This window comes from Reichenbachiella agarivorans (assembly GCF_025502585.1).
Taxonomy (GTDB): Bacteria; Bacteroidota; Bacteroidia; order Cytophagales; family Cyclobacteriaceae; genus Reichenbachiella; species Reichenbachiella agarivorans.
In genome coordinates, this window is the sequence record NZ_CP106679.1 from 3,501,249 (window position 1) to 3,516,609 (window position 15,361).

The following is a 15,361-nucleotide window of genomic DNA, read 5'->3' on the forward strand; positions in this document are numbered from 1 at the left end:
TCTACACCTCAAATTCCGAATCAATATGTGCCAAATGAGATATGTCACATCTTTTGATGATTTCGTATTTATTCTCATCATATCTCAATTGATAGAGACAGAGATTGGCATGTTCGAATAACTCTGAATCACTGAGTGGCATGCCCATCATCCAGCAGAGTTGAAAGCGCATGGCTCGACCATGTGTAGCGATCAGGATGTTGTGTTCATTTTCTTGAGAAAGGACATAATCCATAGCTTGGATTTGCCTGTCCCTCACCTCGATCGGAGTGTCGCCCTCTCCTACTCTGTGGTTAAGATTGCCTTTGCCCCATTCGTCTATTCCTTCCAAATACCTTGCATGGCGTGCCTCATCATAGGGCAATCCCTCGTGCAATCCCCAACTAATTTCATCAAAACCCGATAGACTTTCGTAAGGAATCCCTTGATCTATAAATCCTTGGACGGATTGCACGGTTCTCTTTAGTGACGAGGTATATATTTTATCAAACTTTACATCTTTGTAAACCTCAAAAAATGCTGCCGCCTGCAACCTACCCAGTAGATTGAGATCAGAATCTATCCCTCTACCTTGTACTCTTTTTTGTTTGTTGAAATCAGTCTGTCCATGACGGATGAGGTATATATTTTTGCTTTTCAATCGAATTGTAGTTTTGTTTGTGAACGCACGAAATTAAGGGGTTAAAATTAAGTTTACATGTTCAAAGAAATCTTTACGCTGGATGCTATCAATGATTTATCCCAAAACACCCTTTTGGAACATATAGGTATCCAATTCACTGAAATTGGTAAAGATTATTTAATAGCCACCATGCCTGTAGATAGTCGTACTCATCAACCCATGGGGCTGCTTCATGGTGGCGCTTCTGTAGTATTGGCTGAGTCTCTAGGCAGTCTAGCAGCAACCATGACCCTCGATCCAGATTTGCAATATTGTGTCGGTCTGGATATCAACGCCAACCATATCAAAAGCGTAAGGACAGGTCTAGTAGAAGGCAAGGCGACTCCCTTGCACATAGGCAAGAAAACCCAAGTATGGGAAATCAAAATCTCCAACCCCAATAAAGAATTGGTATGTGTGAGTAGAATCACTCTGGCCATCATTGATAAAAAGCACGCATGAATTCATTGAATCAATTCAGACAACTCACGGGTCAAAGCACCTATGCGGAGAATTTAACGCATCTGTTCAATGCAGCAATCAAAGAAAATATTCCGATTGCGATATGGAGGAAACCTGCAGAGGAGCAAATTCAGGCTATCTGCCAGATCAGTGATAGAAAGCTTCAAATCGAAGAACTAGAAAATGCACCTGAGGGATTCATTTTTCATCCATTCAGAAAACCTGAAGGAGAAAGTAGAAACTACATCCTCTCTGAGATTGAGTTGTCACAGAAAAAAAATGAATTTGTCATCCATCCTACGTTGCAAAACCACAGCACAGAACTAAGTGCCTTCTTTCATGTATTTAAGGAACTACAATCAGATGATAAATTCAAGTTTACGGACTTTTTGCATAGCTCACCTGAAGTAGATGAAGACAAGGATAAGTTCATTTCACTGGTAGAGAAGTGTAAACAATATATCTCAGAGGGTTATTATCAAAAGATCGTCCCTTCACGGCGTGCCAAGTACGGCATAAAAAAGAATTTTCATCCAGTACATGAGTTGTTCAAACTCTGTGAAGCCTATGAAAATGCCTTTGTATCACTGGTCTACATGCCTGGCAATGGGTTATGGATAGGTGCTACTCCCGAACTACTCATTTCTACTGAAAATAATCAATATTTCCATACAGTATCACTAGCAGGGACACAAGGTGTGCCACCAGATTTTGATCTAAGCAGAGCGGCATGGAGACACAAAGAGATTGAAGAGCAAGCACTGGTTAGCCGGTATATCGTCAACTGTTTCAAACAAATAAGGCTCAGGGAATATGACGAAAATGGACCCAAAACCGTAAAGGCTGGCAACTTGATACATCTCAAGACTTCGTTCAAAGTAGACATGAAGGCAACCAACTTTCCAGAATTGGCTAGCACGATGCTCCAACTGCTACATCCTACTTCTGCCATCTGTGGTATGCCCATGAAACCCGCAGCACAGTTTTTGGAACAGAACGAAGGTTATGACCGAGAATATTTTAGTGGTTATCTTGGCCCTGTCAACTTTGAGAGCAGTACATCCATCTTTGTCAACCTTAGGTGCTCTCGCGTCTACCGTGATGGTGGAGTGATTTATGCTGGAGCAGGCGTCACTGAGTACAGCATCGCAGAAGATGAATGGGCAGAAACAGAAATCAAATTCCGAACGCTACTAAACGTGTTTGAAAGTAACGCATGAATTTACAATCCATATTTGACATCCCCGAGCTCTGCTACCAATATGGCGTGAGACAAGCTATAATCTCACCTGGATCACGCAATGCTGCTTTGACAGTGGCATTTGCGAGACATGCTGGTATTCGCTGTCTCAGCGTGCCAGACGAGCGTTCAGCTGCTTTTGTAGGATTGGGCATGTCATTGGCATCCAAGCAACCTACAGTGCTGATTTGTACTTCTGGTTCTGCAGGTCTTAACTATGCCCCTGCTGTAGCAGAAGCCTATTTTAATCAAGTACCATTATTGATACTGACTGCTGATCGACCGCCAGAACTGATCGGCAAGAGAGATGGACAAACAATCTATCAGTCGGCTCTATTCGGCAGACATGCCAAGGCATCTTTCGATTATCCCTCATTTGATCAGAACCTCCAAACACAACATGCTTGTATGATTGAGGCTTTGAATAGTTGTATCGATGGTGCACCAGGCCCAGTACATGTGAATGTACCCTTTGCGGAGCCCTTCTATCCTGAGTCAGGAAAGATTTACACTGCGAGTCCCGACTTAATTGTAAAAAAGCCAACAAATAAGTCACTACCAGTTAAACTCCCAAAAGCACTCTCAACGTTCCGAAAAATATTAGTTGTCATAGGACAACAGCCTAAGGATGACCAACTTTTGCAGGTACTGAGTCTGTTGAGTACCGATTGCCACATCCCCGTCATTGCAGACGTCATTGGTAATTGTCACGGGCTAAAACCTCTCATCTCTCACCAAGATTTGATTCTGGTCAATCGTGATTCAAACCTGGCTCCTGATTTATTGATTACTTGTGGGCTGTCAGTAATTTCTAAAAATCTTAAACTCTTCTTGCGTGACAGTCCACACAGTACGCATTGGCATATCAGTACTCATGATGATGCCGCAGACACTTATGATTGGAGCCCGTTGACCATTGACTCAGAGCCATTTGACATCTTTGAAACTATGGCTGATCAATTGACTGAAGAATCCATACCTCAGAAAGAATACTTTACCCTTTGGCAATCCAAAGAGGCACGAGCCAAAATGGTGTTAAAAGAAGCAGATCGATCTACATGGACTGAAACCAGTATTTACCAAGAGGTGCTAGATCAATTGCCTACTGCCATTGACCTGCATCTCGCCAACAGCATGGCAGTGCGTTATGTCAACACTCTAGGGATTTCTTCTACCAAGGACATACAAGTGTACTGCAACCGTGGCACCAGCGGAATCGATGGCTCCAATAGTACTGCGGTAGGTGCCTGCATTGCTTCTAGTCGCGATACACTTCTATTGACGGGAGACATGGCTTTTCTCTATGATAGAAATGCCTTCTGGCATAATCATATGCCAACCAACTTGAAAATCATTGTATTCAACAATCATGGAGGAGGAATTTTTAGGATGATTGAGGGACCGTCGGCCCAACCTGAACTGAAGGAATTTTTTGAGACCGACCAGCGCTCCTCTGCCAGAAGTACAGCACGAGACTTTGGTTTTGCCTATTTCACTGCCCGCAACATGCCAGAACTAAGGGAAACATTAGCCAGCTTCATGAATTTTCAAGATGGTCGCTCAATCTTGGAAATCTTCACAGATGCTGAAGAAAACACAACTGCCTACAAACAATTGTTCAAAAAGATGAAGGATTAAGACTCCAGAGATTAATTTTGAAATACTAAATATTACACATCATGAGTACATTCAACTGGGAAACCATCAAAGAATACACGGATATCAAATTCGAATTTTTCGAAGGGATAGCCAAAATTACCATCAACCGACCTGAGGTGTACAATGCCTTTCGTCCCGAGACTAATTTCGACATGCTAGATGCCATGGAGATCGCCAGAGAAAGAGGAGATATTCGAGTGGTAGTTTTCACGGGTATTGGAGACAAAGCCTTCTGTTCGGGTGGAGATCAAAATGTAAAAGGTGTCGGAGGATACATCAGCGAAAATGGTGTACCACGCCTCAACGTACTAGACCTACACAAAGCGATCCGTTCGCTACCTAAGCCAGTAGTTGCCATGGTCAACGGATATGCGATCGGTGGTGGGCATGTACTGCACGTCGTATGTGATCTGACGATTGCATCTGACAATGCTATTTTTGGTCAAACAGGACCTAAGGTAGGTAGTTTTGATGCTGGATTTGGTTCCTCCTACCTGGCAAGGCATGTAGGTCAAAAGAAAGCCAGAGAGATATGGTTTCTCTGCAACCAATACAGCGCCAAGGAAGCAGAAGATATGGGCATGGTCAACAAAGTAGTGCCTTTGGATCAGTTGGAAGCCACCACAGTAGATTGGTGTAGAACGATGATGAAGAGAAGCCCTATGGCGCTCCGAATGATCAAAAGAGGCCTAAATGCTGAGCTGGATGGTCAAAGAGGTTTGATGGAGTTTGCAGGTGATGCTACCTTGATGTACTACCTCATGGAAGAAGCTCAGGAAGGAAAAAATGCCTTTCTGGAAAAAAGAGATCCAGATTTCGACAAATATCCTAAGTTTCCGTAAACCATCTTATGCGCAACATAAGATTGGTTACATGGATGCTATTGATCACTCTAGCTGCTGCTTGTGCACCCGTTAGAGTGATCGAGTTTGTCAATGAAGACATGGATTTTAGCGACTACCATAGCTACCGTTTGATCAATTTTCAGACCGACAACAAGTCTTATTCTGACGAAGGTACTGCGTTCTTTACCAGTATGGAAAGTGAAATTCATCGCAATATGGTCTTGAAAGGATTTGAAGAACAGCGCAAGTCTCCAGACCTTATCGTTCGCTACGAGCTGATGTCAACCACCACAGCAGACACACCAAACATCAACTACTACGACCCATATTATTACTACAGCCCCCCTCCTAGGACAACTTATCAAACCGAAGGTATATTACTCATCGAGTTTCGAGATCGTCAAAAAAAGAAACTCGTATGGCAGGCTAGTCTGGACTTGAAGTACTCCAAGAAAATGACACCAGATATGGTACTCAAGAAAACCATTGATCGCATCTTCGAAACCTATCCTTACTTGGCAGGCTCAAAGGAAAGGATTGTAAGAGAGAAATAATTTTTATTGAGATACTTGTATGCGATTTTCCTCTCTCGATTAAATATGAGTCTATCCATTGTTCGATCCAATCAATTTGATTTAATAGCCCATTTTTTTACCTGATATCGGAATCATCACTATGTTCGGCATTGATTATCAGGGGTTTTTAATTATTTTCTGCGAAATAATGGGTTTACACATGGACTAAAACATAATTTCTTCGTAAATTATTTCATGCGTTTTTTATGGATGATTTATATACTATTGATCACACTGGTATCTTCATGTGCAGGCACCAAGGTGATTGAGTTTGTCAACAATGACTTGGATTTTGAGGAGTACAAAACATATCGCATCGTCAACGTCCAAACTGACAATAAGACCTATTCCGAAGAAGGTCATGCCCTCTTTGCGAATATTGAAGACGAAATCCGACTCAATATGGAGTTGCGAGGTTTCGTAGAACATACCAATGCTCCAGATCTAATAGTGGGATACAAAATGTCTTCGGTAACTACTGTTGATTCTCCTAGACAAAGTGTGTACAAAGACACCTATTACTATACTGAGCCACCCAAAACCAACTATCACCATGAAGGATTGATGTTGATAGAGTTTCGTGATCGACACAAAGAAAAATTGGTATGGCAAGCAAGTTTAGATTGGAAGCATTCTCCAAAAAACACTCCTGATACGATCCTGAAAACCAGCATAGATAAGATCTTTGAAACCTACCCCTATAAAGCTGGTATGAAAGATGGAATGGTAAGATTATAAGTCAGTCGAATTTTTGAACTCATTAAAATGAAAAAGGCCTGCAAAATTACTTTTGCAGGCCTTTTTTTTGATCTTAGCAATCAAGTACTCTCAGAGAGCAACTCTATCCTCGATCTTATATTTTAGATATTCTATTACTCTTCAGTTTTCTTGGCTGCTTTTTTTGCAGGTGCCTTTTTCTCAGCAGCTGGTGCATCAGCAGTTTTCTTAGCGGCAGCTTTCTTTGGCTTCTCTTCAGCCACAACTGCTTCAGCTTTCACTTCTTCAGTTTTTTCAGCTTTAGCAGCCTTTGGTTTTGACGCAGCAGCGGCAAATTCAGCTTTCATTGCTTCTACATCAACTCCTTTTATTACTGGTTGTTTGCTCAATCTTTTGACGCTAGCCACTTTTTGTTTTGCAACAACTTTATTCCTTCTTCCTTTTCTTTTTAGTCTTGTTACAGCCATTTTTCCGCTATGAATTATTTTTGGAGGTGCAAATGTATGAGATAATTATTTTATATCAAAAGCATTTACGGAAATGAATCTCTATTTAATGAAAAAATCCCTAGCAATTTGTGCTAGGGATTTTTGTATAACCTACTTCAAGCTATTTTACGCATTTTCTGTAGACTCAGAACCATTCATGATGGCCGTCTGACGCTTGATCGAGTTGTTGTGAATCATCTCGTACAAGTCATGTACAAATTGCTCTTGTAGTAGAAGACTCTTGCCTTTTGCTACTCTGTTTTCCATGATTTCTTCATATCTACCCACTTGCAAGATAGTGATGTTGTGCTCCTTCTTATGCATCGCTATTTCTTCAGCTACTTGCATCCTTTGCGCCATTACCTCTAGCAATTCATTGTCGATCTTGTCGATTTTACCTCTTAGATTTTTCAATCTCAATTCAAAATCTACATCCTCAGAATTAGGTTCTCTGATGATCAATCTGTCAAGAATCCCAGCCAAAGTCTTTGGTGTGATTTGCTGTTTAGCATCACTCAAAGCATTGTCTGGATCGATGTGAGACTCGATCATCACACCATCCATTTGCAAGTCAAATGCCTTCTGTGAGATAGGCTCGATTAATGCTCTGTTGCCCGCGATATGACTTGGATCACATACCATTGGCAAGTTAGGGATCAACCTCTTCAACTCGATTGCGATCTCCCAAGTAGGATCGTTTCTGTATTGTGAACCGCTCTTCGCAGAGAACCCTCTGTGGATTGCACCCAATTTGGTGATACCTGCTTGGTTGATTCTTTCCAATGCTCCTATCCACAACTGGATATCTGGGTTGATTGGGTTTTTGACCAAGACTGGTACATCGTGTCCTTTCAAGGCATCAGCTACTTCTTGTACTGAGAATGGATTCACAGTAGTTCTAGCTCCTACCCAAAGTATGTCTACGTTGAATTTCAACGCCAACTCTACGTGCTCAGCATTAGCAACTTCTACAGCTGTCAAAAGTCCCGTTTCTTTCTTCGCTTTTTCCAACCATTTCAAACCTACCACACCAATTCCTTCAAAGGCTCCTGGTCTAGTTCTTGGTTTCCAAATACCTGCTCTCAATACCTGAATATTGGTATTGGCTTTGATCTGACGTGCTGTTTCTAATACTTGTTCTTCGCTCTCTGCGCTACATGGACCGCCGATGATTAACGGAGTGTTTAATCCTTCGATCCAGTTTTCGATCGGTGATAAAGTCAAATTAATTTTCATGTGTATTCAATTTGTTTTTATTGGCCACATGGAGTTCACAAGAGGATTTTTGTCCACAGCTTGGAGGTTAACCAATCCTGTTCCTTCCATATCTTCAACAATGCGTTAAACTATTTCTTTAATGTGATTGTCATTTTTCTTTTTACTCTCTATTCCATTCAAGACCCTACGGATCTCGTTGGCATTGTCCATACATGCGATCATGGCATCTTCTTCTCCTTGATCTAGCAAGGCTTTGAATGTTGCTAAATTATCTATATATGCACCCAGTGCTGTACTAATATGCTTTTTGTTTTGCTTGAATATAGGAGCCCACATCTGTGGTGAACTCTTTGCTAACCTGACAGTTGATGCAAACCCACTTCCTGCCAGATTGAATATATTTGCTTCGTTTTTTTCAATCTCCAATACCGTCTGTCCCAACACAAATGAGCTAATGTGAGAAATGTGAGAGACATAAGCGATATGTAAGTCATGAGACTTGCTTCCCATTTCAATCACATGCATACCCAACTGATCTAAGCATGACTTAGCCAACTCATAGGAAGAAACTTGCGACTCTTCCGCATCACAGATAATTCCTGTTTTGCCCTCAAACAAAGTTGAGAAAGCGGCCTCTGGACCTGAATTTTCTGTACCAGCAATTGGATGAGCTGCTACAAAGTTCTTTCTGTTAGGATGTCCTTGTACTGCCAAACATATTTGTTCTTTGGTTGATCCCAAATCCATCACTGTCGTCTGATCGCTGATTTGACTGAGCAATGATGGCAGCAACTTGCTCATTCCATCTACTGGTATTGCCAAAATGATCAAATCGGATACACTTACCGCTTGCTGGTACGCAACCGCTTCATCCACCAAACCTAACTGTACCGCCTTTTGGGCATTCTCGTCGCTGAGATCTACCCCTAGAATCTGATCTGCAAAGCCTACTTCCCTAAGCCTTTTACCTACGGATCCTCCTATCAGTCCCAACCCTATAATTGATACGATCATGCTTTTACTGTTTCCAATCTATTGATCACTTTTTTCAACGCTTCCTGTGTCGAACACAAAGAAATCCTGATATACCCTTCTCCATTAGATCCGAAAATAGTTCCTGGAGTGATAAATACATGTCTTTCTTGAAGTATCTCATCTACGAATTCTTCACTCTGTCTACCCGATGGAATTCTGGCCCAAAGGAACATGCCTGACTGCTCTTCGTCATGTTTACAACCCAAAACATCCAGAATTTGTTCAGCCAATTTTCTTCTTTTGGCATATTCCTGATTGATAGAATCAAACCATGATCTGGGCAGACTCAAGGCTTTGACAGCTGCATCCTGAATCGGACGAAACATCCCAGAGTCTACATTGGATTTTACTCTCAATATCGCATCGATGTATTCTTTGCGACCACTGACCATACCCACTCTCCATCCAGCCATATTGAATGCCTTGCTCATGGAGTTTAACTCCAAACAATTTTCCATACTGCCTTCTACAGACAACATACTCAAAGGCTTTTCATTGAGAATAAAGCTGTATGGGTTGTCGTTCACGATCAAAATATCATGCTGACCTGCAAACTCAACCAAGCTCCTCAAAATTTCCTTGTTGGCTCTTTTGCCAGTGGGCATATTGGGGTAGTTCACCCACATCAACTTGGCAGCTTTTAGATCTGCCTTATCGATGGTACTGAATTTAGGCACCCATTCATTTTCTTCTTTCAGATCGTAAAACGCCACTTTAGCTCCCATCATTTCAGCAGCGGTCTTGTATGCTGGATAGCCTGGATTAGGAATCAAAACAGTATCTCCAGGATTCAAAAATGCCATAGAAATATACATCACCCCCTCCTTAGAACCTAGCAAAGGCAGTACTTCATTGGCAGGATCAACAGTCACACCATAGTGTGATTGGTAGAATCCAGCAATCGCCGATCTCAATTCTGGTATCGATCTATACGATTGATATGCATGGTTGGCTGTATTGCTCGCACTCTTAATTAATTCCTCAGCCACCTCTGGTGCTGGAGGCATGTCTGGGCTACCAATCCCAAGATTGATAACGTCTTTTCCTGATGCAACCATGGCTCTTATCTCGTCCAATTTTTTGGAGAAATAGTACTCTTGTACATCTGCTATTCTATCTGCTACCTTTATCATAATCAGGCATTAAACCTTTTTCATATTCACCATGTATTTCTATCAGCTCCGAACTCTTAGCTATTTCCTTGAGTGATTGCTGGTACTCATCATAATCCTCCCAAGTCACATCGATATTGAATGCGTAGCGATAGGGTTGGCCCAAAACTGGCATAGACTGTATCTTGGTCAGGTTGATATTGTGCTCCTTAAACGCCACTAAAACATCAGACAATCTACCTGGATCATGTTTGGTCATGACTCTCAATGATGCCTTTTCTGGCACTTTGGTCTGACCGTTCATACGACTTTTGATTATTAAAAATCGCGTATAATTTTGTTTATTGGTTTCGATATTCTCTTCCAAAATCGGCATATCAAACAACTGTGCTGCCTTTTTACTAGCGATCGCAGCAGCATTGGTCATATTTGACTCTTTGATCAGCCGTACACTGTCTGCAGTATCTTCATATTCCGTCAGTTTCATATTAGGATACTGTGTCAAGAAATCCGAACACTGCAACAGCGCCATCGGATGGGAAAACACCTGATTGATGTCTTCCAATTTGACTCCTGCATGTGCGATCAAATTCATCTCTATCCTGATATATACCTCTCCGGTTACTTCTAAATCAAATTCCGAAATCAAAGCATAGTTTGGCAGGATGCTACCAGCTATTGTGTTTTCGATGGCCATCACGCCATAATCCAATTCTTTGGCCTGTATCGCTTTGGCCAAGGATCTAAAACTACTAAACGGCTTCAAATCCAAGTCATGCCCATTAAAATACTTGCTAGCTGCCTGATCGTGAAACGAACCTAAAACACCCTGAATTCCAACCTCCATTTAATCCTGTTTTTATCAAAAAAAAACCCCGATGCTCTCGGGGTTTTCATATTTCTTATCACTATAAAGAACTATTCTTTAACCCCTGATGCCTCTGCATAGAAATAAAAATAATAGTTACGATATGCTTTTGATTTTTCCATTTGTGTATTTCGTACTCCAAAGGTGAAAATTGATTAAATAATATCAAAGCGTTTGCTAGAAAATGTTTGAAGATTTTCAAAATTCTAATTAATAGCTATAGAATTTTGTAAAAATTTCATCTTTTACCGTTGCAATCTCTTTCTTTGCAACCTATTTCATCTCTTTTACATTAAGCTATATAAGTGGATAGATTAAAGATAGTATTGGTTTTCGTAGGGCTTGGTATATCGCTTAGCACTTTTGGTCAAGGAATTTTGCAAAGAGATGGTCTGTCCAAAATGGATCAGGGAGCTCAGGCCATGTATGATGGTCATTATGAAGAGGCGGATCAGTTGTTCAGAGAGTCTATGAACCTACTGGGCAAGCTTCCTAGTGAGATGGCATATTACTTCGGTAGGAATTCCTACCACCTTGCCAAATACAAGCAGGCCATCAACTGGCTCACCAAATATGTACAACTAAAAGGCACATCTGGACAATATTATGATGAAGCCGTACTGTATCTTGACAGATCTAATGAAGCCTATAAAAAGATCAAAGAGCAAGAAGTGCATGAAACAGAGAATAAGTTGACCACAGATGGCTACTATGATTGTCCAAGCAGCTATGTCATGTGCCCTATCTGTCATGGCGGTGGTGTCTTGATCAAACAAGGGAAATTTGGTGCTGAGTATCAGACCTGCCCCTACTCTGGCATATCTGGCAAATTGACTTGTGAGCAATACAATCAATACTTGATGGGCGAACTAGGTATGGAAATGAGTGATGAATGATTTTTTACCTTCTGTCAGTTATTGATCGCTCCCTACTCATAGAACATGTCCATTCAGGTAATTCAAGGTGCTAATCGCTTGGATACCCAATGATCCTGGTTCCAACTATAGACAATGCGGTCATGCAATCTACTGGATCGACCTTGCCAAAATTCTACCTCAACAGGAATCAAAAGATATCCTCCCCAAAAATCTGGCCTTGGGATGTCTGTAGGGAATTTCTCTCTTATTTGTTTTACTCTCTGTTCTAGAAATTCACGATTAGGTATTACTTGGCTTTGTGGCGATGCCCAAGCCCCTATCCTGCTACCTTCTGGCCTTTCTTGAAAATAGGCATCCGAAATCTCTGCGGGTACTTTTTCGATTTTACCTTTGACCCGTACTTGTCGCTCCTTAGTTTTCCAATAAAAGGTCATTGAAGCATAAGGGTGTGAAGCCAATTGTTTGGCTTTATTGCTTTGATAATTGGTGTAAAAAGTAAAACCGTCGTCTGCATAGAATTTTAGCAAAACCACCCTACCCTCGGGATAGTTGTTTTCGTCCAAAGTTGACAGCACACATGCATTGACCTCACTCCCTTCGGTCTTGGCTGCATCCTTGAACCACAATTCAAATTGATCAATAGGGTTCTCCAAAATATTGGACTCTACTAGCTCTCCTATTCCGTAGTCTTTTCGGACTCCTTGTATATTTTCTTTCGCCATTGCCTTCGTTTCAATGTACTGCAAATATCCATTATTAATGGATGAATGAAAAATGCTGGAGATTTTCACTCCCTTACTTTTCGAATACAGTGATTCGCACCAAAACAACTGTTTTTTCAGCTATTTGATACCAAATCCCCTCAAATGAGCAGGGTGAATTTGATCGTCTCATAGAAATAAATGAAATTGGAGGAGAATTTATACGGCAGAAAGGCCATGAACGTGCATTGATTAAATATGGATTATTTTCATTCAAAACAAATATTCTCACCCAACCAAGGAGATTTACTCATCTCTGAGCCCTATCTTCCAGATCCTAATTTTGAGCGAACTGTGATTCTACTTTGCAATCATGGAGAAGACGGTTCATTTGGCTTTGTGTTGAACAAAGAAGCCAATTTGAGGTTTGATGATGTGATCCGAGATGTAGATGGATTTGAAGAAAAGCTATACATAGGAGGACCAGTACAACAAGACACGTTGCATTTTATTCATAGATCAGAAGACCAGGAGATTGGAGGCAAAGCAATAGGTGGTGGTTTGTATTGGGGAGGTGATTATGAGATGCTTTTGAGCAAAATCAAGTTGGGACAACTAGACTCTATGGATTTCCGATTCTTCATTGGTTATTCTGGTTGGGGTCAGGGTCAACTGCAAGAAGAAATACAAGCAAAATCCTGGATTGTGTACAAGAATGTACAGGCCAGTCAAATATTAGATATCCGTACAGAGAATCTTTGGAAGGAAGCTTTGAGTAAATTAGGAGGTAAATTCAAGATGTTTGCCAATTACCCTTCCGATCCTCGAATGAACTAAAATGGAATTTTTACTAAATTGCAGTAAGAGAAAAATAGAGTTATGAGCGATAAAAAAGAAATAGCTGACAACCATGCGGAAAATGCATTGAAGTCAGATGCTGTTCAGCCTACAGCTGAATTGAAAGAGAACACACAAGAGGAACAACCTAAAGCTACACCAGAAGAACCTGTAGCAGAGGCCGCTCTTGCCGAAGAAAAAGTAAGTGAAACGACTATTGAAGCACGAGATGCCGAGTCAGATGCCGTCACAGCTTCGAATGATGAGGACGGAAAAGAAGAGGATAGTGATGATCACGAGGAGTTGCATGAGGATGAGCATGAAGATGAAATCGACTACTCCAAAATGTCCAAAGCAGAATTGCTCGATCACTTGGCAGCCTTTGGACAGTCAGAGCAAGGTTTCAAAAAAGGCAAGGCGATCCATGCTATCAAAGACGCTTACGACAATATTTTTGAGAAGGAAAAGGAAATTGCTTTAGGGAAATTTATTCAAGACGGTGGCGAAAGTGACGACTTTGACTACAAACTGGATGAAATCAGTGAAAATTTTGAAGCCTACTACAAACTCATCAAAGAAAAGCGCTATAAAAACGCCAAAGAACTAGAAAAGCAAAAGGATCTCAATCTCAAGCTCAAAACTGATCTCCTAGAAAGACTCCGACACTTCGTCGACAATGACGAAAACACCACGAGCATCAAAGACCTGCGTAGCATTCAGGACGAATGGAAAGCAATTGGCCCTGTACATCCACAACACAACAAAACCTTGTGGGCCAACTACAATGCCCTCTTAGATCTCTATTATGATCACAGAAGCATCTATTTTGAACTCAAAGAACTAGACAAGAAAAAGAATCTCGAAATGAAAATTGAGCTTTGTGCACAAGCCGAAGCTCTTGACCAACTAGAAAACCTCAATGAAGCGATCAAAAAGCTCAATGAGCTGCATGAGGAATACAAACATATAGGACCTGTTCCTAATGACAAACAAGAAGAAACGTGGCAGAGGTTCAAAAATGCCTCCGACCAGATCTATCAGAAGAGAAAAGAATTTTATGGTCATCTCAAAGAGGAATTCAAGGAGAACTTCATCAAAAAATCTGGTCTAGCTGAAAAAATTCAGGCTTTTACGGAATTCAAAGCAGAGAAAATCAGTGAATGGAACGCAAAGACCAAGGAAATTCTCGCCCTGCAAAAAGAATGGGACGCCATTGGCAGTATGCCTAAAGAACAAGCTAAAGAAGTCAATAAGAAATTCTGGGCGGCGTTCAAAAACTTTTTCCATAACAAATCTGCTTTCTTCAAGACTTTGGACTCACAGCGAGAAGGAAACTTGGAACTAAAGCAAAAGTTAGTAGAAAAAGCAAAAGAACTATCTGTAAGCGAGGATTGGGCAGGCACTACCCATAAGCTGAAAGACCTACAGCAGGAATGGAAAAACATCGGTCCTGTCCCAGAAAAGTTCAGAGAAAGTATCTACAAGGAATTTAAAGCTGCTTGTGATGAATTCTTTAACAGAAAGAGAGGTCACAGCAAAGAGATGGAATCTTCATATGATGACAATCTGCTCAAAAAAGAAGAAGTCTGTAAAAAGCTCGAAGACCTCGCGCAGGTAGAGGATTTGAATCCTGAACAAGTATATGAATTACAAGATGAATTTAATGCAATTGGGTTCGTACCCAAAAAAGCGATCAAGAGTATCCAAAACAGGTACCAAGCTGCCTTGAAGAATGTGATTCGAAACACGGACAACTTTGAAAAGGATGAACTTGACGAACTGAAATCTCTTATCAGCATACATAAGATCAAGGCAGGTCCTCACGGAGATCAAAAATTGCAGAGAAGAGAGCATTCTTTGAAAAGGAAAATTCAATCCTTGGAGAGTGATGTCTCTACTTGGAAAAATAATATTGGATTTTTTGCGAGCTCCAAAAATGCCACAGAATTGCTTAAGGATTTCGAAGAAAAAATACAAAATGCTGAGAATCAACTAGAAGAATTGAAAGAAGAATTGAAGTTGATCAACTACGCTGGCTAAGACAAAGTACTCGTCTTAAAAGTTT

At 41.0% G+C, this 15,361-nt stretch carries 16 protein-coding genes; 9 read left to right on the top strand and 7 right to left on the bottom strand.

Annotation, left to right across the window (positions count from 1 at the left end; all coding sequences use genetic code 11):
* Window position 1: 1 nt before the first annotated feature.
* Entirely contained in the window at window positions 2-640 is a 639-nt protein-coding gene (locus tag N6H18_RS14745; protein WP_262309046.1) for a histidine phosphatase family protein, read from the bottom strand.
* A 57-nt stretch (window positions 641-697) separates the two neighbouring features.
* Here N6H18_RS14745 and N6H18_RS14750 point away from each other — a divergent pair, with 57 nt between their 5' ends.
* The 6 genes from N6H18_RS14750 (at window position 698) to N6H18_RS14775 (ending at window position 6,180) form a co-directional block, all read left to right on the top strand.
* Window positions 698-1,123, top strand: a complete 426-nt coding sequence (locus N6H18_RS14750; protein ID WP_262309047.1) for a hotdog fold thioesterase — start codon at window positions 698-700, stop codon at window positions 1,121-1,123.
* Window positions 1,120-2,343 carry a chorismate-binding protein gene (locus N6H18_RS14755; protein ID WP_262309048.1) on the top strand — a complete coding sequence of 408 codons (1,224 nt, stop codon included), beginning with the start codon at window positions 1,120-1,122 and terminating at the stop codon, window positions 2,341-2,343. Before N6H18_RS14750 ends, N6H18_RS14755 begins: the two co-directional genes overlap by 4 nt.
* Entirely contained in the window at window positions 2,340-4,001 is a 1,662-nt protein-coding gene (gene menD, locus N6H18_RS14760; protein ID WP_262309049.1) for a 2-succinyl-5-enolpyruvyl-6-hydroxy-3-cyclohexene-1-carboxylic-acid synthase, read from the top strand. The genes N6H18_RS14755 and menD overlap by 4 nt, the downstream gene beginning before the upstream one ends.
* A gap of 41 nt (window positions 4,002-4,042) precedes the next feature.
* Entirely contained in the window at window positions 4,043-4,864 is an 822-nt protein-coding gene (gene menB, locus N6H18_RS14765) for a 1,4-dihydroxy-2-naphthoyl-CoA synthase (RefSeq protein ID WP_262309050.1), read from the top strand.
* A gap of 8 nt (window positions 4,865-4,872) precedes the next feature.
* Window positions 4,873-5,421 carry a DUF4136 domain-containing protein gene (locus N6H18_RS14770; RefSeq protein ID WP_262309051.1) on the top strand — a complete coding sequence of 183 codons (549 nt, stop codon included), beginning with the start codon at window positions 4,873-4,875 and terminating at the stop codon, window positions 5,419-5,421.
* A gap of 231 nt (window positions 5,422-5,652) precedes the next feature.
* Window positions 5,653-6,180 carry a DUF4136 domain-containing protein gene (locus tag N6H18_RS14775; RefSeq protein ID WP_262309052.1) on the top strand — a complete coding sequence of 176 codons (528 nt, stop codon included), beginning with the start codon at window positions 5,653-5,655 and terminating at the stop codon, window positions 6,178-6,180.
* 134 nt (window positions 6,181-6,314) lie between these two features.
* Here the strand turns inward: N6H18_RS14775 and N6H18_RS14780 are convergent, their stop codons facing one another.
* From N6H18_RS14780 to N6H18_RS14800, 5 genes are all read right to left on the bottom strand, one after another.
* On the bottom strand, window positions 6,315-6,626 hold the full coding sequence (locus N6H18_RS14780; RefSeq protein WP_262311634.1) for a hypothetical protein: 312 nt from the start codon (window positions 6,624-6,626) through the stop codon (window positions 6,315-6,317).
* A gap of 147 nt (window positions 6,627-6,773) precedes the next feature.
* Window positions 6,774-7,883 (bottom strand): bifunctional 3-deoxy-7-phosphoheptulonate synthase/chorismate mutase type II, encoded by a 1,110-nt coding sequence (locus N6H18_RS14785; protein ID WP_262309053.1) that lies wholly within the window; start codon window positions 7,881-7,883, stop codon window positions 6,774-6,776.
* A 105-nt stretch (window positions 7,884-7,988) separates the two neighbouring features.
* Window positions 7,989-8,879: a prephenate dehydrogenase gene (locus N6H18_RS14790; RefSeq protein WP_262309054.1), complete on the bottom strand. Its 891-nt coding sequence runs from the start codon at window positions 8,877-8,879 to the stop codon at window positions 7,989-7,991.
* On the bottom strand, window positions 8,876-10,033 hold the full coding sequence (locus N6H18_RS14795) for a pyridoxal phosphate-dependent aminotransferase (protein WP_262309055.1): 1,158 nt from the start codon (window positions 10,031-10,033) through the stop codon (window positions 8,876-8,878). The genes N6H18_RS14790 and N6H18_RS14795 overlap by 4 nt, the downstream gene beginning before the upstream one ends.
* Entirely contained in the window at window positions 10,014-10,859 is an 846-nt protein-coding gene (locus N6H18_RS14800) for a prephenate dehydratase (RefSeq protein WP_262309056.1), read from the bottom strand. Before N6H18_RS14800 ends, N6H18_RS14795 begins: the two co-directional genes overlap by 20 nt.
* Window positions 10,860-11,185: 326 nt before the next feature.
* Between N6H18_RS14800 and N6H18_RS14805 the strand changes: the two genes are divergently transcribed.
* Window positions 11,186-11,776 carry a tetratricopeptide repeat protein gene (locus N6H18_RS14805; protein ID WP_262309057.1) on the top strand — a complete coding sequence of 197 codons (591 nt, stop codon included), beginning with the start codon at window positions 11,186-11,188 and terminating at the stop codon, window positions 11,774-11,776.
* Between the two features lie 62 nt (window positions 11,777-11,838).
* On the opposite strand, the gene pdxH is transcribed toward N6H18_RS14805, so the two are convergent.
* The gene (gene pdxH, locus N6H18_RS14810; protein WP_262309058.1) at window positions 11,839-12,480 is read right to left on the bottom strand and encodes a pyridoxamine 5'-phosphate oxidase; all 642 of its coding nucleotides are present in this window, start codon (window positions 12,478-12,480) and stop codon (window positions 11,839-11,841) included.
* A 237-nt stretch (window positions 12,481-12,717) separates the two neighbouring features.
* On the opposite strand from pdxH, the gene N6H18_RS14815 reads away from it, so the two are divergent.
* Together N6H18_RS14815 and N6H18_RS14820 are read left to right on the top strand one after the other, a co-directional pair.
* Window positions 12,718-13,296, top strand: coding sequence for a YqgE/AlgH family protein (locus N6H18_RS14815; RefSeq protein ID WP_262309059.1), 579 nt, complete (start codon window positions 12,718-12,720; stop codon window positions 13,294-13,296).
* A gap of 42 nt (window positions 13,297-13,338) precedes the next feature.
* Window positions 13,339-15,336, top strand: a complete 1,998-nt coding sequence (locus N6H18_RS14820) for a DUF349 domain-containing protein (RefSeq protein WP_262309060.1) — start codon at window positions 13,339-13,341, stop codon at window positions 15,334-15,336.
* The last annotated feature ends 25 nt before the right edge of the window (window positions 15,337-15,361 follow it).

Bases quoted from the DNA above. Each gene is read 5' to 3' on its own strand.
- N6H18_RS14750 (WP_262309047.1), top strand. From the start codon at position 698: ATGTTCAAAGAAATCTTTACGCTGGATGCTATCAATGATTTATCCCAA.
- N6H18_RS14755 (WP_262309048.1), top strand. From the start codon at position 1,120: ATGAATTCATTGAATCAATTCAGACAACTCACGGGTCAAAGCACCTAT.
- menD (WP_262309049.1), top strand. From the start codon at position 2,340: ATGAATTTACAATCCATATTTGACATCCCCGAGCTCTGCTACCAATAT.
- menB (WP_262309050.1), top strand. From the start codon at position 4,043: ATGAGTACATTCAACTGGGAAACCATCAAAGAATACACGGATATCAAA.
- N6H18_RS14770 (WP_262309051.1), top strand. From the start codon at position 4,873: ATGCGCAACATAAGATTGGTTACATGGATGCTATTGATCACTCTAGCT.
- N6H18_RS14775 (WP_262309052.1), top strand. From the start codon at position 5,653: ATGATTTATATACTATTGATCACACTGGTATCTTCATGTGCAGGCACC.
- N6H18_RS14780 (WP_262311634.1), bottom strand. From the start codon at position 6,626: ATGGCTGTAACAAGACTAAAAAGAAAAGGAAGAAGGAATAAAGTTGTT.
- N6H18_RS14785 (WP_262309053.1), bottom strand. From the start codon at position 7,883: ATGAAAATTAATTTGACTTTATCACCGATCGAAAACTGGATCGAAGGA.
- N6H18_RS14790 (WP_262309054.1), bottom strand. From the start codon at position 8,879: ATGATCGTATCAATTATAGGGTTGGGACTGATAGGAGGATCCGTAGGT.
- N6H18_RS14795 (WP_262309055.1), bottom strand. From the start codon at position 10,033: ATGATAAAGGTAGCAGATAGAATAGCAGATGTACAAGAGTACTATTTC.
- N6H18_RS14800 (WP_262309056.1), bottom strand. From the start codon at position 10,859: ATGGAGGTTGGAATTCAGGGTGTTTTAGGTTCGTTTCACGATCAGGCA.
- pdxH (WP_262309058.1), bottom strand. From the start codon at position 12,480: ATGGCGAAAGAAAATATACAAGGAGTCCGAAAAGACTACGGAATAGGA.
- N6H18_RS14815 (WP_262309059.1), top strand. From the start codon at position 12,718: ATGGATTATTTTCATTCAAAACAAATATTCTCACCCAACCAAGGAGAT.
- N6H18_RS14820 (WP_262309060.1), top strand. From the start codon at position 13,339: ATGAGCGATAAAAAAGAAATAGCTGACAACCATGCGGAAAATGCATTG.